This window comes from Acinetobacter radioresistens DSM 6976 = NBRC 102413 = CIP 103788 (assembly GCF_006757745.1).
Lineage (GTDB): Bacteria > Pseudomonadota > Gammaproteobacteria > Pseudomonadales > Moraxellaceae > Acinetobacter > Acinetobacter radioresistens.
This window is the reverse complement of record NZ_AP019740.1, coordinates 2,001,356-2,020,440: the sequence shown is the minus strand read 5'-3', so window position 1 is coordinate 2,020,440 and position 19,085 is coordinate 2,001,356. Positions and strand designations below refer to the sequence as shown.

Below are 19,085 nucleotides of genomic sequence, written 5' to 3'. Positions count from 1 at the left end.
AATCAAATGATTATTCAGGTTGCCTAAGTAATTATAGGGGCTAAGCCCTTACATTTCTCGACCATCCTCTTACAGACCCAGCTTAATAGGGGGTATTAAATGACTTATAAAGCGATTTAAAAAGTAGAGGAATCAAAATGAAGAATATTTACGCAGTTCTTATACTTTCTTTAACTGGTACGTCATTTACGTCTTCTGTTATTGCTGCTTCTACCGCGGATCGACCTGCACCAGAAGCCATTGCTGCAGCCGAAGCCCAAAAAGCTGCTTTAGACTATCAATATGAACAAGAGCACAAATCATCCGCCTCTTCAGATTAGACAATACAGGGCTTTATAAGATATAAGCTGTGAACTTTAAAGCCCTGCTTTCAAAAACAGTTTTATTATAACTATATTAAACCTGTTCAAATTATATAATATTTATATTTTCTAAATAATAAAAAATTACTCTCTGTTTAATTATAAATGAATCTAATAATTCATAAAGGCTATAGCAGTTATACATAAAACCTTTCATCTCATTATAAAAAAGTAATTACAATTTACTAAAAGTGTGCATAATAATTTTATCTTTAGTTGAAAAGGTTCACTTATATGGATCCATCGCCGTGTCGATCAAAAATTATTTTTAATCAGCCTCATTTATCCGGAGGTCTAAACTAATGGAATTTTTATTAGATCCGGGCATATGGGTGGGTTTACTTACCCTGATTGTTTTAGAAATTGTTCTAGGTATTGATAACCTGGTTTTTATTGCCATTTTGGCTGACAAGCTCCCTCCTGAAAAACGGGACAAAGCCCGTGTAATAGGTCTTTCTTTAGCCCTAGTAATGCGTTTGGGCTTATTATTTGCTATCTCTTGGTTAGTCACTTTGACTCAACCGCTTATTACTGTCTTTGACTGGACTTTCTCCGGTCGGGATCTGATTCTTTTATTCGGTGGTCTGTTCCTGCTTTATAAAGCAGTCAGTGAATTACATGAACGGATGGAAGGTAAAACTGAAGTTAAAGTTACTACAAATGTAGCTTATGCAAGTTTTACTGCGGTTGTAGCCCAGATTGTTATACTCGACGCTGTATTCTCTTTAGATTCGGTGATTACTGCAATTGGAATGGTTGACAATATTTATGTCATGATGGCCGCCATGATTGTCGCTATGGTAGTAATGTTGCTGGCTTCCAAACCATTAACTGAATTTGTAAACCGTCATCCGACCGTTATTATCCTGTGTTTAAGCTTCCTGCTCTTGATTGGTATTAGCCTGATTGCTGAAGGATTTGGTTTCCATATTCCTAAAGGCTATATTTATTCAGGTATAGGTGTTGCAATTCTTATTGAGATATTTAATCAGTTTACTTCGCGAAATGCAGCAAAGCATGAGGCAAAAATTCCTCTGCGTCATCGTACAGCGAACTCGATTTTAAAACTGATGGGTGGACGTGTAGAAACTGTGGCTGATGCACAATCTACAGAAGCGCAAGATGCATTTGTAGATGAAGAGCGCTATATGATTGGTGGAGTATTGACACTTGCCGAACGCTCAGTAGCCTCAATTATGACTCCCCGTAACCAGATTTCCTGGGTAAACCTTGAGGATTCACCTGAACAGATTCGTGAACAGGTATTATCTGTTCCTCATAGCCTGTTTCCTGTATGCCGTGGTAGCCTTGATAAAGTAATCAGCGTGATACGTGCCAAGGAACTGCTAGATGTACTTGAAGATGAAGTCCAGCTAAAAGCCCTGTTAAAACAGCAACGTCCAATCTACATTTTTGAAAAAATGAAAGTGATTGATGCGATTAATACTTTGCGTACTTCCAAAGGCTCGCTAGTATTGGTCAATGATGAGTTTGGTAATATCCAGGGACTTATTTCACCACTAGATGTATTTGAGGCAATTGCAGGTGAGTTTCCAGATGCCGATGAACAGCTTGACCTGGTAAAGATTGATGAAAGCACTTGGAAAGCTGCTGGAAGTCTGGATTTGTATCAACTAGAACTGGAGCTTGGCATGCTAGACTTGGTAGAAGATGATGCAGACTATGTGAGTGTAGCTGGTCTGATTTTAGATAAAATTCAGGATAAGATCACAATCGGTACTCAACTAGATTTCCGGGGTGTACATTTTGAAGTGACAGAACTGGAAGGTAACCGAATCAAGACTGTTCAGATTACACATCAATCATAATCTGGTCTTTTAAAAAGAGCTTCTTTAAGAAGCTCTTTTTTATTTTAATGTATTCATATGCAAGCCTAAATTTAAACAGAGAAGAGCAAGCATCGTTTAAATAACTAGAATAGCCCGTTATATGCCGGTTTATATAAACTATACTTTATGGACCACGAACACAGTTACGACCTTCACGTTTAGCTTGATAAAGATAGTGATCAGCAATTTTGAAAACTTCTTCAGTGCTTTTGGAGCTCTCTGGCCAGTATGCGATACCAATAGAAATAGTTACCGGGCCAGACAGGTTGGTAATATTCGATTCTATTTTTTTTCTTAAACGTTCAGCACTGTTATAGACTGCTTTTTTATCAATAGTAGGCATGAGTACAGCAAACTCTTCTCCTCCACAACGACAGCAAATATCATCTTTACGAAAATTGGTTCTTAAATGACCGGCAATTTGTTTTAAAACTATATCACCTTGAATATGGCCATAAGTATCATTAATTTTTTTAAAATAGTCGACATCAATCAGGATAATAGAAAAAGGTGTATGGTTATCTACCATTTCTTTAATAAAGATATCGATACCCCTGCGATTGTACAAGCCAGTGAGAGGATCAGAATTAACATGATGATTCATTTCTGAAATTTTCTTACTAAAATTTTGTGCACTTAAAAGTAAAGATAGTTTGAATTTCTGTACTTCATAATACCAAGGGCTAATCGCTTGAATTTTCTGTTCTATTTCTGGCTGGTTAAGACGACTCGCCATTTTAGCCAAGTGATTCAAGGGGGAAGAAATGAATAGTGAAAGTTTCCAGATCACCAAAAAGATCAATAGATAAAATAATAGGATAACAACTGATACTTTATAAATTACTGAATTTGCCTGTTTAAGTAACTCTCTGGTTGGCTGTTGAGAAACCACAATCCAGTTAGTAGTAGAAATACGAGCGAAACCTGCTAAATTTTCTATTCCTCGACTGTTAATGAGCTCTACTCGCCCTCTATTGATCTGGTTCATATAAGAGAGGGCAGTATTGTTAGTCATAATGCTACCTATTCTCGCGGAATCGGGATGAAAGATAATCTGTCTGCTTTGATCGATCACATACATATAATTTTTTTTATAACCGTATTCGCTGGCAAGAAGGTCACTGATAATATTTTTTTCATTTAAATTGATAACAACCCCCATATAGCCCTGATAAATATTTTGCTTGTTGAAGATTGGTTGAGCTATAAAAATAATTAAATTGTGCCTGATAGAATAATAAGGTTGAGAAATATAGGGTTGTTTACTCTGTGCTAGATGCTTGAAGTTTAGAAGATCCTGATTTGTCAGTTGACCGCTATCAAAACTGGCCGGACTAAAATTAAGAATATTTCCTCGACGGTCACCAATGATTACCGCATTAAAATAATGAGCTTGATTCTTCAGGCGATCGACTTCATATTGCCGTAATTTATTATTATCAAAAGAATAACTAACGGCTAAAGTACTATGCTTGAGTTCAGATAAAAGATTTCTAAAATAGTTGTCAGTACTATTCGCGATCTTAAAAGCATATTCATAGTTCAAGGCAAGTGAATCATTTATTAATTCTTTTTTAGCAATATAGTGACCAATGAGTAAGGAGATAATAAATAAAGAAGAAACAGCAAATATGGTAAGAATAAGGATTAGTTTTCTTAAGTTAAGGTTAAGGGCATGAATAAAGCTAATATGTGACATGGTGCATGAAATCTATATCAACAGTGAAATATTCTATCTTATTTTGTATGTTCTTGGTTAATATTTGTTCTTTTTATTTTTAGATATGGGTTAATTAACCGAGTTAAAAGATATTAAAATTAGATAAATTAATAAAAAAATTCTATTTTAGAACTCAACCTTATGACATTTTATATATTTTTAATATATTAAAAAATAATAAATAATTTTTTTAACTATTTATAATAAGGCTATAGTTTTTAATCACTTAATAGTTCCAATAAAAATTTATTCATTATGATGAAGTTTAATTTGTATTTTGATACATATTTTTATTATTTAAGTTAAAGCAAAACAGCCACTTATGCTAAGCTAAATATAAATAATAAATGAGGATAACTATATGAAAAATATACCAAATGGAACCCAAGTCATTCATCATCTAAATTATGAAGAACAAGTATTTTATAAAGAAGAGAATGGAAACTTACTATTTTGGAATGAGAGTAAATGGGAAAAAGCCCTGATAGAAAGTATTGAGATGATGATCATTAAAGATTTTGAATTAACTGATCTAAGAAACTAAAAGACTATCCTGAAGGGGACGTTTTAAGATAGATCAATTTATAGCTGTAGCCCTGCCAATACAGGTGATTGAGCAGGGTTTATCATTTCTAATGTACTGAATTTATTTAATTTATCTGAAACTCAAGTTAAGTTAACCTATATTCTAGCTCAGGTAGACTTTTATAAAAGATATTAGTTAAGCTTTTGATTATATACCGATATTCTTCAAGATAAATGCGATAGTTGAATTTTAAAAACTCAACAAATTAAAAAATGGATATTCTTTCTGTAAATAATTAAACTAGTTGGTCCGCTATTTGATCTGTTCTAATTTGGGCTTTAGCTTAAAATATCTCTGACTACTTTTTCTCTCCTGTACTGTAATTTTATTAAGCCTAGCTTGTTCAAGGTATAAGTTGGGGGAGCTAAGCAGGCCATTAATTAAGTGTTATCAGGTTTTAAAGTAGATCTAAAGATGAATAGCTTAGTAAATAAGTTGAAAGTGAGGTTGGAAATTTGAGTCAAAATACCGTAATCAGAGAGCTATTTGATCGGCCAATCGAACAAAAAATTTGGGTCGCGCCAATGGCAGGGGTGACAGATCGACCATTTAGAACCTTATGTAAATACTTTGGTGCAGGCCATGCTGTTAGCGAAATGATGACAGCTGATAAGACACTGAGGATGAGTAAAAAGAGTTTATATCGGGCTAATTTTGATGGTGAATTAGCTCCAATTTCTGCCCAGATAGCAGGATCTGATCCAGAACAACTGGCTGAAGCAGCACGTTATCAGATTGCTAATGGTGCTCAGATTATTGATATTAATATGGGATGTCCGGCAAAAAAAGTTTGTAATAAACTTGCAGGCTCTGCTTTATTACAGGATGAAGAACTGGTTGCGCGTATTTTAGATACCGTAGTTGCCGCAGTTGATGTGCCAGTTACCCTTAAAACTCGTTTGGGGTATTTAAATGGTCAAGAAAATATTCTGCGTGTGGCGAAGCGGGCAGAAGAGGCTGGTGTTGCGGCACTGGCTTTACACGGTCGGACTCGTGAAGACATGTATTTAAATCATGCACGTTATGATTTGATTCGTGAAGTTAAAAAAATTATTCATATCCCAGTAATTGCTAATGGCGATATCGATAGTCCTGAAAAAGCCAAATTTGTATTGGAACATACAGGCGCCGATGCGATCATGATTGGGCGTGCAGCACAGGGGCGTCCATGGATATTTCGAGAAATTGCCCATTATTTAAATACTGGAGAATACCTAAAAGCCCCTGATATTGAAGAGGTAAAACATGTATTACTTGGGCATTTAAGTGAGCTCTATGAATTTTATGGGGAGTATTCTGGCTGCCGTATCGCCCGTAAACATATAGCTTGGTATACCAAGGGCTTATATGCCAGCAATGAGTTTCGTCAGAAAATGTATCAAGTAGAAAGTACGTTAGAGCAGGCAAAAGTAGTAGAAGCTTATTTTAACCAGTTATTGGCCCAAGGACGTTTAATGAGTGATGTACAGCAAGAAACTGTTAACCTGCTTGATCCTTAAGCCAAAAAGAGGCTAGGCATGAATATTGTATTGCTCTAGCCTCCGGTTAAAAACTGTTAATCTGAATTTAAATGAGTGGCCTGATTAATTTCAAGATTTAGCAGGTTAATCAGGTCAACAGCATTTAGCTGTCGAATCTGGGCAACATTACTGCCGGCCCAGAATGCCCCATACTCATAATGACCCTGTTTGGATGCAATTTGATGCAGTTGTTTTGCAATATCATAAACATATGGATAGGCGGGTAGACTTGGCCGCTGAACCAGATCAACTTCGGTATGCCATGCATTAATCAGGCCGCGTGCCGGGCGTCCTGAAATAGTTGAGGTAATTTGAGTAAGAGGCCGGTTAAATAAAGCTTCGCGATAGGCTGCATTGGCATTTGAGCTTGGACATTGCACGAAGGCAGTTCCTAACTGTACAGCTTGAGCACCAAGTGCAAGACATTGCTGTGCCTGGCGGCCGTTCATGATTCCGCCCGCTGCTACGACTGGTAAATCAAGATATTGTAAAATTAAGCGTACCAAGTCAGTCGTTTTAATGGCGCTGTCACGATGCGGGTTAAAGCAGCCACGATGTCCACCGGCCTCTACCCCTTGAGCAATAATGACATCAATCCCTGCTTCTGCAATTGCTTTTGCTTCCGCCAGATTGGTTGCAGAAACCATAGTTAAAATCTTTGCTTTTTTAAGTGCTTCAATTTGATGTGGGTGTGGAATACCAAAATGAAAACTGACGGCTGCTGGGCAAGTCTCTAAAACAAGATTAAGATAATCATCTGAGTCCTTAAAGCTTGGATAGATATTTTTTAACTCGTTAGGCGCAGAGGCATCAAATTTTCTAAAGTGCGGTTCTAGATATTCAATCCATTCTTGTGCAGTATCCTGATCCAGTATTTTAGAGCGATGACAAAAAAAATTAAGCTGAAAGGGCTGTCGGGTTAGCTGTTGTGTTTTTAAAATCTGTTCACGTGCCTGCTCAACTGTATTGGCTCCTAGGCCTAATGAGCCCAAAGCTCCGGCATTAGAGACTTCAGCCGCCAGCTCGGGTGTACTTACACCTGCCATAGGCGCCAAGAAAATAGAGTGTTTCAAGCTAAGTCTTTCGATCAGATTCATATTCTTATTACCTAAATTTTATTTTAAGATTTACGTCAAACGCTCGAGAGATGCAACCAATATCCAATATTTTGTTAATAAATAACGTAATTTCAGGCATGGCTAATTTCCTAATGCCTTTTTTATATGAAGGCAGAGCAGGCCATAAACTTGAGTTTCTCTATCACTACCAGATTATATTCAAACTAAAATAGCCTAAGTTAAATTAACTTAACGACATGCCCTGTCGCAAAGAAATAAATGCAGGCTTTGCAGTCGCAACAGACTAGTATAATTAATGATTATCTCTCTACATGGATGATTGGGTCTATGTCTGAACGTATTCGCGAGAAACTGCAAATTCTGGCTGATGCCGCCAAATATGATGTATCCTGCTCATCAAGTGGCAGTAATCGAAAAAATAAGGATAAAGGACTCGGAAATACCGGTTCCGGGATCTGTCATAGCTATACTGAAGACGGTCGTTGTGTCTCTCTGCTTAAAGTCTTATTTTCAAATATCTGTATTTACGACTGTGCTTACTGTGTTTCAAGGCGTTCAAATGATGTGAAACGTGCTGCCTTTACTGTGCAGGAAGTCGTAGATCTTACTATTAATTTTTATCGTCGTAACTATATTGAAGGCCTGTTTCTAAGTTCAGGGATTTTTAAATCGGCTGACCATACTATGGAACGCATGTTGCAGGTGGTTAAAAAGCTTCGGTTAGAAGAAAATTTTAATGGATATATACACTTAAAGACTATTCCAGGAGCTTCACCTGAACTGATTACAGAAGCTGGACTATATGCTGACCGGATGAGTATTAATCTGGAAATGCCAACAGCAGATGGACTACAAAAGTTTGCACCTGAGAAAAGTCACAGTGAGGTGCAGAAAGATCTGGGAATTGTCCGTGACCGGCTTATCCAGTTTAAGGATGAGCGTAAAATTATTAAAACAGTACCCAAATTTGTTCCGGCAGGTCAAACCACACAAATGGTTGTCGGGGCGCATCATGAAACTGATCAGGACGTGATTTTAATGGCAGACCGCCATTATAAAGAGTTTAAACTGAAGCGTGTCTATTATTCTGGTTATATTCCAATTAACTCTGAAGATCAGGCTTTACCTGCCATTGGATCAGCACCACCATTATTACGTGAAAACCGGTTATACCAGACTGACTGGCTCATGCGCTTTTATGAGTTCGATGCTCATGAACTGGTTGATGACGAACATCCGAACCTTGAACTGGATGTAGACCCAAAATTGGCTTGGGCACTACGTCATCCTGAACAGTTTCCGGTAGATATTAATACGGCTGAATATAGAATGATCTTGCGCGTGCCGGGTATTGGCGTACGTTCTGCAAGAAAGGTCATCCAGGCGCGGCGCTTTGGCAGTATTCATATTGATCAGCTTAAACGCATGGGGATTGCTTATAATCGGGCCCAGCACTTTATTCGCTGTGCAGATACACCCAAATTTATCAAAGAAATGTTGCCGAGCCAGATCAGGCAGCAGATTCTGCTGGCCGGCCAGTCCAAATACAATGCACAGCTCTCTCCACAATTAGGACTAGGCTTTTAAGTGGCCCAGTATGTTTTTGATGGCAGTATGACCGGACTGCTAAGCTGTGTTTTCCGGGCTTTTCAATTTAAAGAGTTTTCAGTAAAAATTAGTATAAAAGGGCGCTTCCAGTCGGGACTGTTTGATGAGGTGATTCATGTAAGTGCAAATGATGAACATGCACAACGTGTATGGAATGCTTTAAAAATTAAAGTTGAATATACGAGCCTGAAAAATTTTTATTACACTTTTTTATCTGAACAGGAACAGGCATTTCAGCAGCTCTTTGAATTTTGTATATATGTATTTCAGTCTGCTTTACCCGTAGACTACAACTATGGTCATGCTGCGGTATTGGGTCTTTCCCAATGGACCAAGCAGGTAGGGCGTGAGAAGCACCGCATGGAAGCTTTTGTCCGTTTCAAAAAAGCCAAGAATGGTCTTTTCATTGCGCTGGTACGGCCAGACTTTAATGTATTGCCTCTTATTGAACGGCATTTTAAGGACCGTTATCAGGACCAGTCTTGGCTGATTTATGATGAGAAAAGGAATTATGGAATTTACTATGATTTAAAACAGGTCCATCAGGTGCATATGCAGGTAGAACAAGTGGACCAGACATTACATACTGGGTTTAGTCAGAAATTTACAGTGGAACTGGATGATGATGAATTGCTTTATGACCAGCTCTGGAAAGACTATTTTTGTGCTATTAATATTGAAGCTCGACGTAATATAAAACTGCATATACAGTATGTCCCTAAACGTTATTGGCGTTATATGAATGAGAAAATATTGTCCGAAGACTCATTTTTGCAAAAGAGATGAGAAAAATTTCATAATCGAATAAAGTAACGCACAGTATTAAGCTTAGAGTTAATGATGAAATTCTTCCATGTTGTTTTAATTTCTTTATCTCTTGTTTTGCTGGGAGCATGCGCAGAAAAACGGCCTGATGATTTCCATAGTACGCCAGCTGATTATCGGGTAAATAGTGCAGTAGAACTGCAAACCAAAATAGATCATCTTAACCAGGAATTACAGCAACAATTCTTAACTTTCAAATCTCAATATCCTGATGCGTTTTCTGATCCCAAGGCTGAGCTAGATGTTCATAATTTGCATACATTAAACGAGCATCTGGTGAGCCGGTTTGCGTTGAAGAATGCAAAAAATGGTTATTGCAACATGATGAACAGCTATTTCGTGAAGATGTTTCAAATTGGACACCAGAATCTCAATCTGGTTGAACATCTTAAACTTGAACATCTACCTGCTCATGAAAATCTGAAAGAAATTTTTGCTCAACCCGAAAATTTCTATCAGTTTATTATTAATCGTTATACCAGCTATCGACAAGTGCAAGAGACCATGAATTATGGCTGTAACCTAAAAGGTGCTCTCGAGCCGTAAATAAAAAACCCATCATATCGATGGGTTTTTTATTTAGCAGCTAGTCAATTTTTCTGGTTGGGGTGCTTCCTCTGGAAAGAAGACAGGACGTAGTTTTACACCAATAGTATTACCTAAGAAGGCAAAGATCAGCCATAACCATCCATGTAAACTACCTGAAGCAATCCCACTGAAATAGGCACCAATGTTGCAGCCATATGCCAAGCGGGCACCATAGCCCAGCAAGATACCGCCCAGAACTGCAGCCAGCAGTGAACGACGCGGTATGTTGAAGTTAGGAGCAAACTTACCGGCCAGACTCGCAGCCAGCAATGCACCCAGCATGATACCGAAGTTCATCATGGAGGTTACATCAAACCAGAGTGGTTCAGTAAGGGCTTTAGCATTGGCAGGTTGTTGCCAATATGCCCATGAGGCGACATCTATACCACCCAGACTAGCTGCTTTGGCAGCCCATACAGCTAAAGCCGAGGTTACTCCCCAAGGCCTGCCAGCCAAGGCCAATGTGGCAAAGTTCAGTAAGGTCAATAAAATCCCGCCCCAAACCAGTGGCCAGGGACCACGTAAAAAGCGTTTCCAGCCAAACTCTGATGGGGGAGAGCCGATTTCTAATGCACCATGGCGCTTTTTCTCAAAATAAACAGTTGCCAGCGCGATGACTGCAAAGAGAGCAAAGTTCAAAAGTAAAGCAGGCATTACCCCCAAACTTTTAACAACAGAGACAGGCGCCAAGTGCGGCAGGTTAAACCACCAGTCCAGATGCAAGGTTGCCAACAGGGAACCCAGACAGAAAAATATCAGGGTAACCACCATGCGGGCACTACCGCCACCGACCGTATAAAGCGTTCCAGATGCGCAACCACCCCCTAATTGCATGCCTATACCAAAAATAAAAGCACCAATCACAACCGAAGTGGAAAGTGGAGACACAAAACCGGTTACCGGCTGACCAAAAAGCTGGCCAGCTCCTAAAGCAGGAAAAAATAGTAATACAGCCAGTGCCAGCATGATCATTTGCGCACGCAAACCACGACCTCGACGCTCCTTGATAAAAACGCGCCAGCTGGAAGTGAAGCCAAAGGATGCATGGTAGAGTGTCATCCCTAATGCTCCACCAATGAGAAGCAGCAGGGCTTGATTCAAGCCAACAATCTGGTATGCACTCATTGCACCAATTAACAGCAGCAGCAAAGCGACCCAGACCGTAACTTGAGAACGATTGGATTTTTCAGCAACAAGATTCATGGGAGAAAAATAATACGAAGAGAATGAGTCTATTTTAACTTATTTTGATGCCTTAATTATTATGTAAATCTATAAAATATATAATATATAACTGAGAATAAGTGATAAGTTATAGTAGTTAAACTGATACAAAAGTCTGAACTAAAAAACAGAAATTTTAATTATTTCTCTCTGTATGCAAACCTGATGAAATAAATAAACAATACACATAGTTTAAATATCAGATCAATGTCAGAAAAGATAAAATATATTAAAGATAAAAAAATGCACTACAGATGTATTAAATAATGAAGGAAGAAAAAATGGATATTATTCCAGCCGAGCAGGCAAAACTATGGACTTTAGAAGCGGGTCTGACTATGACGGTAGTACGAGACAAGCTTAATGATCTGATTGAACAGGCAGCCAGACAGGGGAATACTGTTATATTCATGATTTTACCTAAATACATTGCACTTGAAGACATACATGCTCTCTCAGCAGAGCTGCATGAAATAGGTTATCAGGTCAGGTTTGGACTCGAAGAGAGCTATTATTATTTCAATATCCATTGGCATTAAAACTAAAACAGGCGAGGGTGTAAATAATTCTGTGTAAATACAGTTTTAAAAATACTTGGTTACACGCTCTTCAAACATGATACTAAAGCGATTCATGGCAGCTTTCCAATTCTGAATAGGCATCGTCCATTTTTTGCTTGCTGCCATAATTGCTAAATATACCACCTTTTTCACGGAATCATCAGTTGGGAAGATTTTTCTTTTCTTGGTTGCATGGCGGATAACGCTGTTCAATGATTCAATCGCATTGGTCGTGTAAATCGCTTTGCGAATATCCATAGAGTAAGCGAAAAACGTGTTTAGATTCGACCAGTTGGCAAGCCATGACTTGCTGATTTGAGGATACTTCTCATCCCATTTTTGTCCAAATTCATCTAAAGCCTGTAAGGCTGCGTCTTCTGTAACAGCTTGATATATCTTTTTTAAATCGGCTGTGACAGCTTTGTAGTCTTTCCAACTCACATATTTAAGATTGTTGCGTACCATGTGAATGATACACAACTGAATATGCGTATCAGGGTAAATTGTATTAATCGCATCAGGAAACCCTTTCAATCCATCTACGCAGGCAATCAGAATATCCTTTAAACCACGATTTTTCAGTTCTGTAAGCACTGAGAGCCAAAATTTAGAACCCTCGTTTTCTGACATCCACATACCTAATAGGTCTTTCTGTCCGTCTGTATTGACACCTAATGCCAGATATACCGCTTTGTTAATAATCGTACTATCTTGACGCACTTTCACGACGATACAATCCATATAGACAATAGGATAAAGGGCATCCAATGGTCTATTTTGCCATTCTATTACTTGTTCTTTAACTGCATCCGTCACTTTGGAAATAAGCGTTGGGGAGACGTCCGCATCGTACATTTCCTTGAATGTGGCAACAATATCTCGTGTCGTCATGCCTTTGGCGTATAGGGATAGGATTTGGCTATCCATTTGTGTGATACGGGTTTGACTCTTCTTGATCAACTGGGGCTCAAAAGTGCCATCACGATCTCTAGGCGTGTCTAGTTCAAATTCACCATCATCAGTAAATAGCCGTTTAGTTGTATAGCCATTACGTGTATTTTTGCCTATACGAGGGCTATTCTTCTCATAGCCTAAATGTTCAGTCAGTTCAGCATTGAGTGCAGTTTCAACGGTGAGTTTCTTTAAAGCTTTACTGAAATTATTCAGGTCAGCTTCTGTTTTTAAGTTCTTAGCAAATTCTTTTGCCAATGCCAGCATTGCTTCATCTTTCATGGTAAACACCTGTGTTGCCCCCAACAGCGTTGAGGGATAGTTTAAGCGTTTACACAGTTTTATTTACAGTCTCAAACAGGCTCCTAAAGAGCCTGCCTTTTAAATCAAAGATTTTTAGACCGATGTCATGCCACCTTCATGCTTGACTTCAAGATGTTCAGGCAGATGTGGATTGGTTAATGCAAAGGCTTCTTTTAACTGCATATCAAAGTTATCTGTAAGCATACTGTCAAAACGCTTGGCATTATAGCGGATAAGTTGTTCAGCTTCTTCATCAGTAATAAAGCCCCTGCTGACCGCATCTTCTACATGCTCTTCAAAAGTTAAACCGACAAACTGTCCCTTGGATTCAGCTTTTTTAAATCTGTCCCAAAGCGGTTCAATCTGTAGCAGCATTTTAAAAGTAGATTCTAGTCGGCCATTTACATCATCTTCTCGGACATTATAGTAAACATGAGCTTTTAGTTGTTCGCGGAACGGATTTTCCATCATAATCCACTGAGCCACCTGTTGTTTGAGCTTATCATTGGGTTTGGCCACAGGGCGACCAAAGGGAAAGCAGACCAGTTTAACCAGCCCGGCTGCTGCAGGCACTGGAAAATTGGCAAATAGACCGTAAAAAGCCTCTTGTACCTGATGAAACGCTTTTTCCAGAGCCAGTTGTGCGTGATCCTGTTCAGCTTCAGTCCTACTGCCACGTTCATAATATTTTAAAATAGAAGTCGCAATGAATAGATAGGAGTGGATATCAGCCAGACGGCCAGACAGCATTTCTTTGCGTTTGATATCACCAGCAAGTAAACCCAAAGACATATCGGCAGTTAAGGCAAAGCAGGCACTAAAACGGTTAACCAGCTTATAGTACGGTAGAGTAAAATCATCGGCTGTAAAAGCTGCACGTGAAGAACCACCTGTAAATGCGTAGGCCAATGCCCGTGCACCCCGGTTTAAGGTATAGCCTAAGTGATGATAAAGCATTTCATTAAACTTGTTTAAGGCACCAGTCTTATCTGGAGATTGCAATAGCTGTAATTCTTCAAACAGATAAGGATGGCAACGCATTGAGCCCTGTCCAAAAATCATTAGGGAGCGGGTTAGAATATTTGCCCCCTCTACAGTAATGGATACAGGAACTGCCTGATACTGTAGAGCCAAAAAGTTGCGGGGTCCAAGTTGAATTGCACGACCACCGACTACGTCCATGCCATGATTGACTACTTTACGCATGGTTTCTGTTGCATAATGTTTTGCCATTGCCGTCATGACAGCTGGCGTGCCACCCTGGTTCAAACCACAGGTGACCATATAACGGAAAGCTTCCAGCATATAGGCATCACTGGCAATATCACTCGTCGCTTCCTGTACACCTTCAAACTTCCCGACTGAAAGTTTAAACTGCTGACGAATGCGGGCAAAAGCACCGACAGTCAGGTAACACATTTCGCCTGCTGCGGTAGAGAGGGCAGGCAAGGAAATACCACGGCCAACTCCCAGGCATTCCATCAGCATGCGCCAGCCTTTACCTGCATTTTTGGGTCCGCCGATAATCCAGTCAATTGGAATGAATACATCCTTACCATCGACTGTACCATTCATAAAAGGCGAGCCCGGATAATGGCGCGGTCCAATTTCTATACCGGGATGGCTGGCTGGAATCAGGGCACAGGTAATTCCATATTCATTTTTGTTTTTATCACCAAGCAATCCGTCTGGATCAAACAGCTTAAAAGCCAGACCGACCACAGTTGCAATGGGTGCTAGAGTAATCCAGCGTTTGGAAAAATTTATTTTTAAGCCGAGTACCTGCTCACCGTCATACTCGCCATAGCAAACTACACCGGTATCGGGGATAGCACCGGCATCAGAACCTGCTTCCGGGCTGGTCAGACCGAAACATGGAATTTCAGTACCATTAGCTAACCCTGGTAAATAACGTTCCTTCTGCTCTTCAGTGCCGTAGTGCATTAACAGTTCACCTGGCCCAAGTGAGTTAGGTACCATACAGCTTACTGCCGCCGTCATGGAGCGTGAAGCAATTTTGCTCATAATCCGGCTTTGTGCAAAAGCCGTAAATTCCAGTCCACCATAAATTTTAGGTATGATTAGACCTAAAAAGCCTTTCTCTTTAATAAACTGCCAAACGTGTTCTGGCAGGTCTTTATCATGATGATGAATTTGCCATTCATCTAGCATGTCACAAAGTTGTTCGACTTCATGGTCAAGAAAAGACTGTTCTTCTTCAGATAGATGCGGATAAGGATAACGGTCAAACTGATCCCAGTCTGGCGCGCCCATAAACAGTTCTTTTTCCCACCAGCTGGTACCGGCCTCTAATGCTTCGCGTTCGGTTGTGCTAATACTCGGCATCGCATTACTTAACCGGTCAAAAGCCGGACGTGTGATGAGATTCATACGTAATGAATTAACAAGTAACACCAGGCTAAGTAGAAGGAACGGTATCCCCAAAATTAAGGACCATGGACTGATCACAGCTGTAATAATGACAGCTCCGATCATTGTTATGGCACCCGTAACTCTGGATAACCCATAAAAAAATATGGCCCATATGGTAATCAGCTGTAGCAAAATGCTCAGAATAAATAGCATAAAAACACTCCTCTAAATCATTACATCTGATATGTAAAAACGACCAGCAGGAATCAACAGTTAAGAAGGCATCATTTTTCTGTTTATATCACTTGAGGTTTTTTCAGTGAGTCAGTGCAATTATTTTTAATTAGATTAAAATATTTAACCTGCTGTATTAATCCTTTTAAAGCTATATAAACTCAACCATAAATAGTTAAATTTTTGTCACCAAAAGTATAAAAATACCTCTCAATAAAAGACTATATAATTGATAGAAATGTATTTATTTGGTGGTTTGATACCTATAAAACCTGAAGATATATTTGAAATGAGGTTACATAAAATATGTTAGAGCCATACAGAGATTGACACTTTATGTGATGAATAATTTTTGAACATATTATAGAAATAAATATAGATCAAAAAATAGGAGAACTATTATGTCACGTGGAGACAAGTCAGCTTACACAGAAAAACAGAAACGGCAGGCTCAGCATATTGAAGAAAGTGAAAAAGAGCGTGGGCATTCAGAGGATGAGGCAGAACGGATTGCTTGGGCTACCGTAAATAAACAGGACGGTGGTGGCAAAAAGAAATCGGATTAACAGCCAACACATTATAAAATTAGTAAAAAGGCCCTCACTAGAGGGCCTTTTAAAAGCTTAAAACAATTAGGCTTCAATCGTTTGAACTGCAATTTTTTTTGCTGGATCTGTTTTGCGACGCACTTCAGGAACCGGTTCACCATAATACTGGCGATCTGCAAAATAGCTTGAACGTACCATAGGTGCTGACCAGATATTTCTAAAGCCAAGCTTACGGCCATGTTCAGCATAACGCTCAAATTCTTCTGGCGTGACAAATCGGTCAATCGGTGCATGCTGTTTGGAAGGCTGTAGATACTGACCAATAGTGATATAATCTACATCATGCGCACGAAGGTCATCTAGAAGAGCAATTACTTCCTCTTCTTTTTCACCAATACCCACCATTAGCCCACATTTAGTTGGAATATCAGGGCAGTATTCTTTAAACATTTTTAACAGGTTTAAAGAGTGCTGATAATCTGAACCCGGGCGCATTGCTTTATATAAACGTGGCACAGTTTCAATATTATGGTTAAACACATCCGGCGGACATTCAGTCATAATACGTAATGCAATATCCAGACGGCCACGAAAATCTGGAACCAGAATTTCAAGTAAGGTATTTGGACTAAGCTGACGTGCTTCTTTAATACAGTCAACAAAATGCTGTGCGCCGCCATCAAGTAAGTCATCACGGTCAACTGAAGTGATAACTGCATATTTTAGACCCAAATTTGCAATTGTTTCTGCCATATGGCGTGGCTCATCTGCATCTAATGCATTTGGACGGCCGTGAGCAACATCACAAAATGGACAGCGTCGGGTACAGATGTCACCCATAATCATAAAGGTTGCTGTACCGCCACCAAAGCATTCTGGCAGGTTCGGGCAGGCAGCCTCTTCACATACAGTATGCAGTTTTTGCGAACGTAAAGTTGTTTTGATACGTTGAACTTCTTCTGGTGCAGTCATCTTCACCCGGATCCAGTCCGGTTTACGAGGCACTTCAACCGTAGGTACAACTTTTACAGGTATTCTAGCGACCTTTTCTGCGCCACGAAGTTTAATACCCTGTTCTGGTTTACGGTTTTCAGACATATTCAACTTTTCCACTGTTTGAGGAGAGATCAGATTGACAGGCTTCTTATTATAACGGACTTAGCTTTAAATAGGAAAAAAACGCTATTCATTTAAAAAATGTAGCCATCACATAATATAGGTGGGGGAAATACAGCAAATTCATCAGGATTACGTCATAATATAGGCAAGATAAGAGATAACGTTTTCATGTAAGGAGCTTTGAATGCCACGTAAGAAAGAGGTCGTTAGTGGGAATTTCGTTAAATATGATGCGGTAGTTCTCGGTTCTGGACCTGCGGGCGAAGGCGCGGCAATGAAGCTGGCGAAAGCAGGTAAGCGTGTAGCTATTGTTGATATGCGTGAGCAGCTCGGTGGTAACTGTACGCATGTCGGTACTATTCCAAGCAAAGCTTTACGTCAAACTGTATCGAGTATTATCCGTTATCAGCGTGATCCGATGTTTAAAAAAGTGGGAGACTGGAAACAGTTCACCATGAAACAAGTGCTACGCAATGCACATAAAGTGATTCAGCAACAGGTCGATACCCATTCACGCTTTTATGACCGTAATAAAATTGATATTTATCATGGACGTGCCTATATACAGGACAAAAATACAGTTTTAATCTTCAGCGATGACGGTATTAAGGAAACGCTGGTATTCAAACAACTGGTGATCGCAACAGGTAGCCGCCCGTATCATCCGGCTGGACTCGATTTTAATCATCCACGCGTATTTGATTCAGATAAAATTCTGGATCTTGATTTTGCTATTCAAAAAATCATTATTTATGGTGCTGGTGTAATTGGTTGTGAATATGCCTCTATTTTTATTGGTCTGGATCATAAAGTTGACCTGATCAATACACAGCATAAACTGCTCAGTTACTTGGATGATGAAATTGCCGATGCATTATCTTACCATTTGCGTGAACAAGGCGTACTGATCCGTCATAATGAACAGATTGATTATCTGGAAACTTATGATGATCACGTGGTATTGCACCTGCAGAGTGGCAAGAAAATCAAGGCAGATGCTATTTTATGGTGTAATGGCCGTTCCGGTAATACAGATGGACTCGGCCTGGAAAATGTTGGCCTTACACCAAATAGCCGCGGACAGCTTGCGGTCAATGATCAGTACCAGACTGAAGTTGAAAATATTTATGCTGCGGGCGATGTGGTAGGCTGGCCATCACTGGCTTCAGCAGCATACGACCAAGGGCGTTGTGCTGGTGCCAATATGAGTGGTGAGCTCAATGTAAAACCGGTAAAAGATATTCCAACCGGTATTTATACCATTCCAGAAATTTCTTTCTTCGGCAAAACTGAGCAGGAACTCACCGAAGAGAAAATTCCTTATGAAGTAGGGCAGGCTTCTTTTCGTCATCTGGCACGTGCACAGATTACTGGTGACACTGTCGGTGAACTAAAACTTCTATTTCATCGTGATACTCTGGAACTTTTGGGAGTCCACTGTTTCGGTAATAATGCTTCTGAAATTATTCACATTGGTCAGGCAGTCATGCAAAGTCCAAACAACACTTTAAAGTATTTTATAGAAACAACGTTTAACTACCCGACTATGGCGGAAGCTTATCGTGTAGCTGCATTAAATGGTCTTAACCGTTTATTCTAAAATGTTGTATATAAAAACGCCCATCAACTGATGGG

Annotated in this window: 16 protein-coding genes; 10 read left to right on the top strand and 6 right to left on the bottom strand. The window is 39.5% G+C overall.

The window, feature by feature from the left end:
• Positions 1–137: 137 nt before the first annotated feature.
• Together ACRAD_RS09510 and ACRAD_RS09505 are read left to right on the top strand one after the other, a co-directional pair.
• On the top strand, positions 138–320 hold the full coding sequence (locus ACRAD_RS09510) for a hypothetical protein (protein WP_005019406.1): 183 nt from the start codon (positions 138–140) through the stop codon (positions 318–320).
• Between the two features lie 344 nt (positions 321–664).
• Positions 665–2,191, top strand: coding sequence for a TerC family protein (locus ACRAD_RS09505; protein WP_005026963.1), 1,527 nt, complete (start codon positions 665–667; stop codon positions 2,189–2,191).
• Between the two features lie 145 nt (positions 2,192–2,336).
• On the opposite strand, the gene ACRAD_RS09500 is transcribed toward ACRAD_RS09505, so the two are convergent.
• Positions 2,337–3,911, bottom strand: coding sequence for a sensor domain-containing diguanylate cyclase (locus ACRAD_RS09500; RefSeq protein ID WP_005026961.1), 1,575 nt, complete (start codon positions 3,909–3,911; stop codon positions 2,337–2,339).
• Positions 3,912–4,293: 382 nt separating this feature from the next.
• On the opposite strand from ACRAD_RS09500, the gene ACRAD_RS09495 reads away from it, so the two are divergent.
• Positions 4,294–4,476: a hypothetical protein gene (locus ACRAD_RS09495; protein WP_005019410.1), complete on the top strand. Its 183-nt coding sequence runs from the start codon at positions 4,294–4,296 to the stop codon at positions 4,474–4,476.
• A 566-nt stretch (positions 4,477–5,042) separates the two neighbouring features.
• Entirely contained in the window at positions 5,043–6,017 is a 975-nt protein-coding gene (gene dusB / locus ACRAD_RS09490; RefSeq protein ID WP_010699835.1) for a tRNA dihydrouridine synthase DusB, read from the top strand.
• 56 nt (positions 6,018–6,073) lie between these two features.
• Here the strand turns inward: dusB and ACRAD_RS09485 are convergent, their stop codons facing one another.
• Positions 6,074–7,135, bottom strand: a complete 1,062-nt coding sequence (locus ACRAD_RS09485) for an NAD(P)H-dependent flavin oxidoreductase (RefSeq protein ID WP_005026956.1) — start codon at positions 7,133–7,135, stop codon at positions 6,074–6,076.
• A gap of 309 nt (positions 7,136–7,444) precedes the next feature.
• Here ACRAD_RS09485 and ACRAD_RS09480 point away from each other — a divergent pair, with 309 nt between their 5' ends.
• Genes ACRAD_RS09480 through ACRAD_RS09470 form a run of 3 tightly spaced genes read left to right on the top strand, consistent with a single transcriptional unit; the run spans position 7,445 to position 10,096 of the window.
• Entirely contained in the window at positions 7,445–8,704 is a 1,260-nt protein-coding gene (locus tag ACRAD_RS09480; protein ID WP_005019414.1) for a putative DNA modification/repair radical SAM protein, read from the top strand.
• Positions 8,705–9,511, top strand: a complete 807-nt coding sequence (locus ACRAD_RS09475) for a TIGR03915 family putative DNA repair protein (protein ID WP_005026952.1) — start codon at positions 8,705–8,707, stop codon at positions 9,509–9,511. It begins immediately after the preceding gene.
• A 54-nt stretch (positions 9,512–9,565) separates the two neighbouring features.
• Positions 9,566–10,096 (top strand): hypothetical protein, encoded by a 531-nt coding sequence (locus tag ACRAD_RS09470; RefSeq protein WP_005026949.1) that lies wholly within the window; start codon positions 9,566–9,568, stop codon positions 10,094–10,096.
• Positions 10,097–10,129: 33 nt separating this feature from the next.
• Here ACRAD_RS09470 and ACRAD_RS09465 read toward each other — a convergent pair whose 3' ends face one another.
• Positions 10,130–11,341: a YeeE/YedE family protein gene (locus ACRAD_RS09465; RefSeq protein ID WP_005026947.1), complete on the bottom strand. Its 1,212-nt coding sequence runs from the start codon at positions 11,339–11,341 to the stop codon at positions 10,130–10,132.
• Positions 11,342–11,643: 302 nt separating this feature from the next.
• Between ACRAD_RS09465 and ACRAD_RS09460 the strand changes: the two genes are divergently transcribed.
• Complete coding sequence (locus tag ACRAD_RS09460) at positions 11,644–11,901, top strand: hypothetical protein (RefSeq protein ID WP_005026946.1); 258 nt, start codon at positions 11,644–11,646, stop codon at positions 11,899–11,901.
• Between the two features lie 45 nt (positions 11,902–11,946).
• On the opposite strand, the gene ACRAD_RS09455 is transcribed toward ACRAD_RS09460, so the two are convergent.
• Positions 11,947–13,155, bottom strand: coding sequence for an IS256 family transposase (locus ACRAD_RS09455; protein ID WP_004672268.1), 1,209 nt, complete (start codon positions 13,153–13,155; stop codon positions 11,947–11,949).
• Positions 13,156–13,269: 114 nt separating this feature from the next.
• Positions 13,270–15,762, bottom strand: coding sequence for an acyl-CoA dehydrogenase (locus tag ACRAD_RS09450; RefSeq protein WP_005026943.1), 2,493 nt, complete (start codon positions 15,760–15,762; stop codon positions 13,270–13,272).
• Between the two features lie 422 nt (positions 15,763–16,184).
• On the opposite strand from ACRAD_RS09450, the gene ACRAD_RS16480 reads away from it, so the two are divergent.
• Complete coding sequence (locus ACRAD_RS16480; protein ID WP_005019422.1) at positions 16,185–16,349, top strand: hypothetical protein; 165 nt, start codon at positions 16,185–16,187, stop codon at positions 16,347–16,349.
• Between the two features lie 66 nt (positions 16,350–16,415).
• On the opposite strand, the gene lipA is transcribed toward ACRAD_RS16480, so the two are convergent.
• Positions 16,416–17,429 (bottom strand): lipoyl synthase, encoded by a 1,014-nt coding sequence (lipA, locus tag ACRAD_RS09445; RefSeq protein WP_005026942.1) that lies wholly within the window; start codon positions 17,427–17,429, stop codon positions 16,416–16,418.
• Between the two features lie 205 nt (positions 17,430–17,634).
• On the opposite strand from lipA, the gene sthA reads away from it, so the two are divergent.
• A complete protein-coding gene (sthA, locus tag ACRAD_RS09440) occupies positions 17,635–19,050 on the top strand; it encodes a Si-specific NAD(P)(+) transhydrogenase (protein WP_005019425.1) in 1,416 nt (471 codons plus the stop codon).
• The last annotated feature ends 35 nt before the right edge of the window (positions 19,051–19,085 follow it).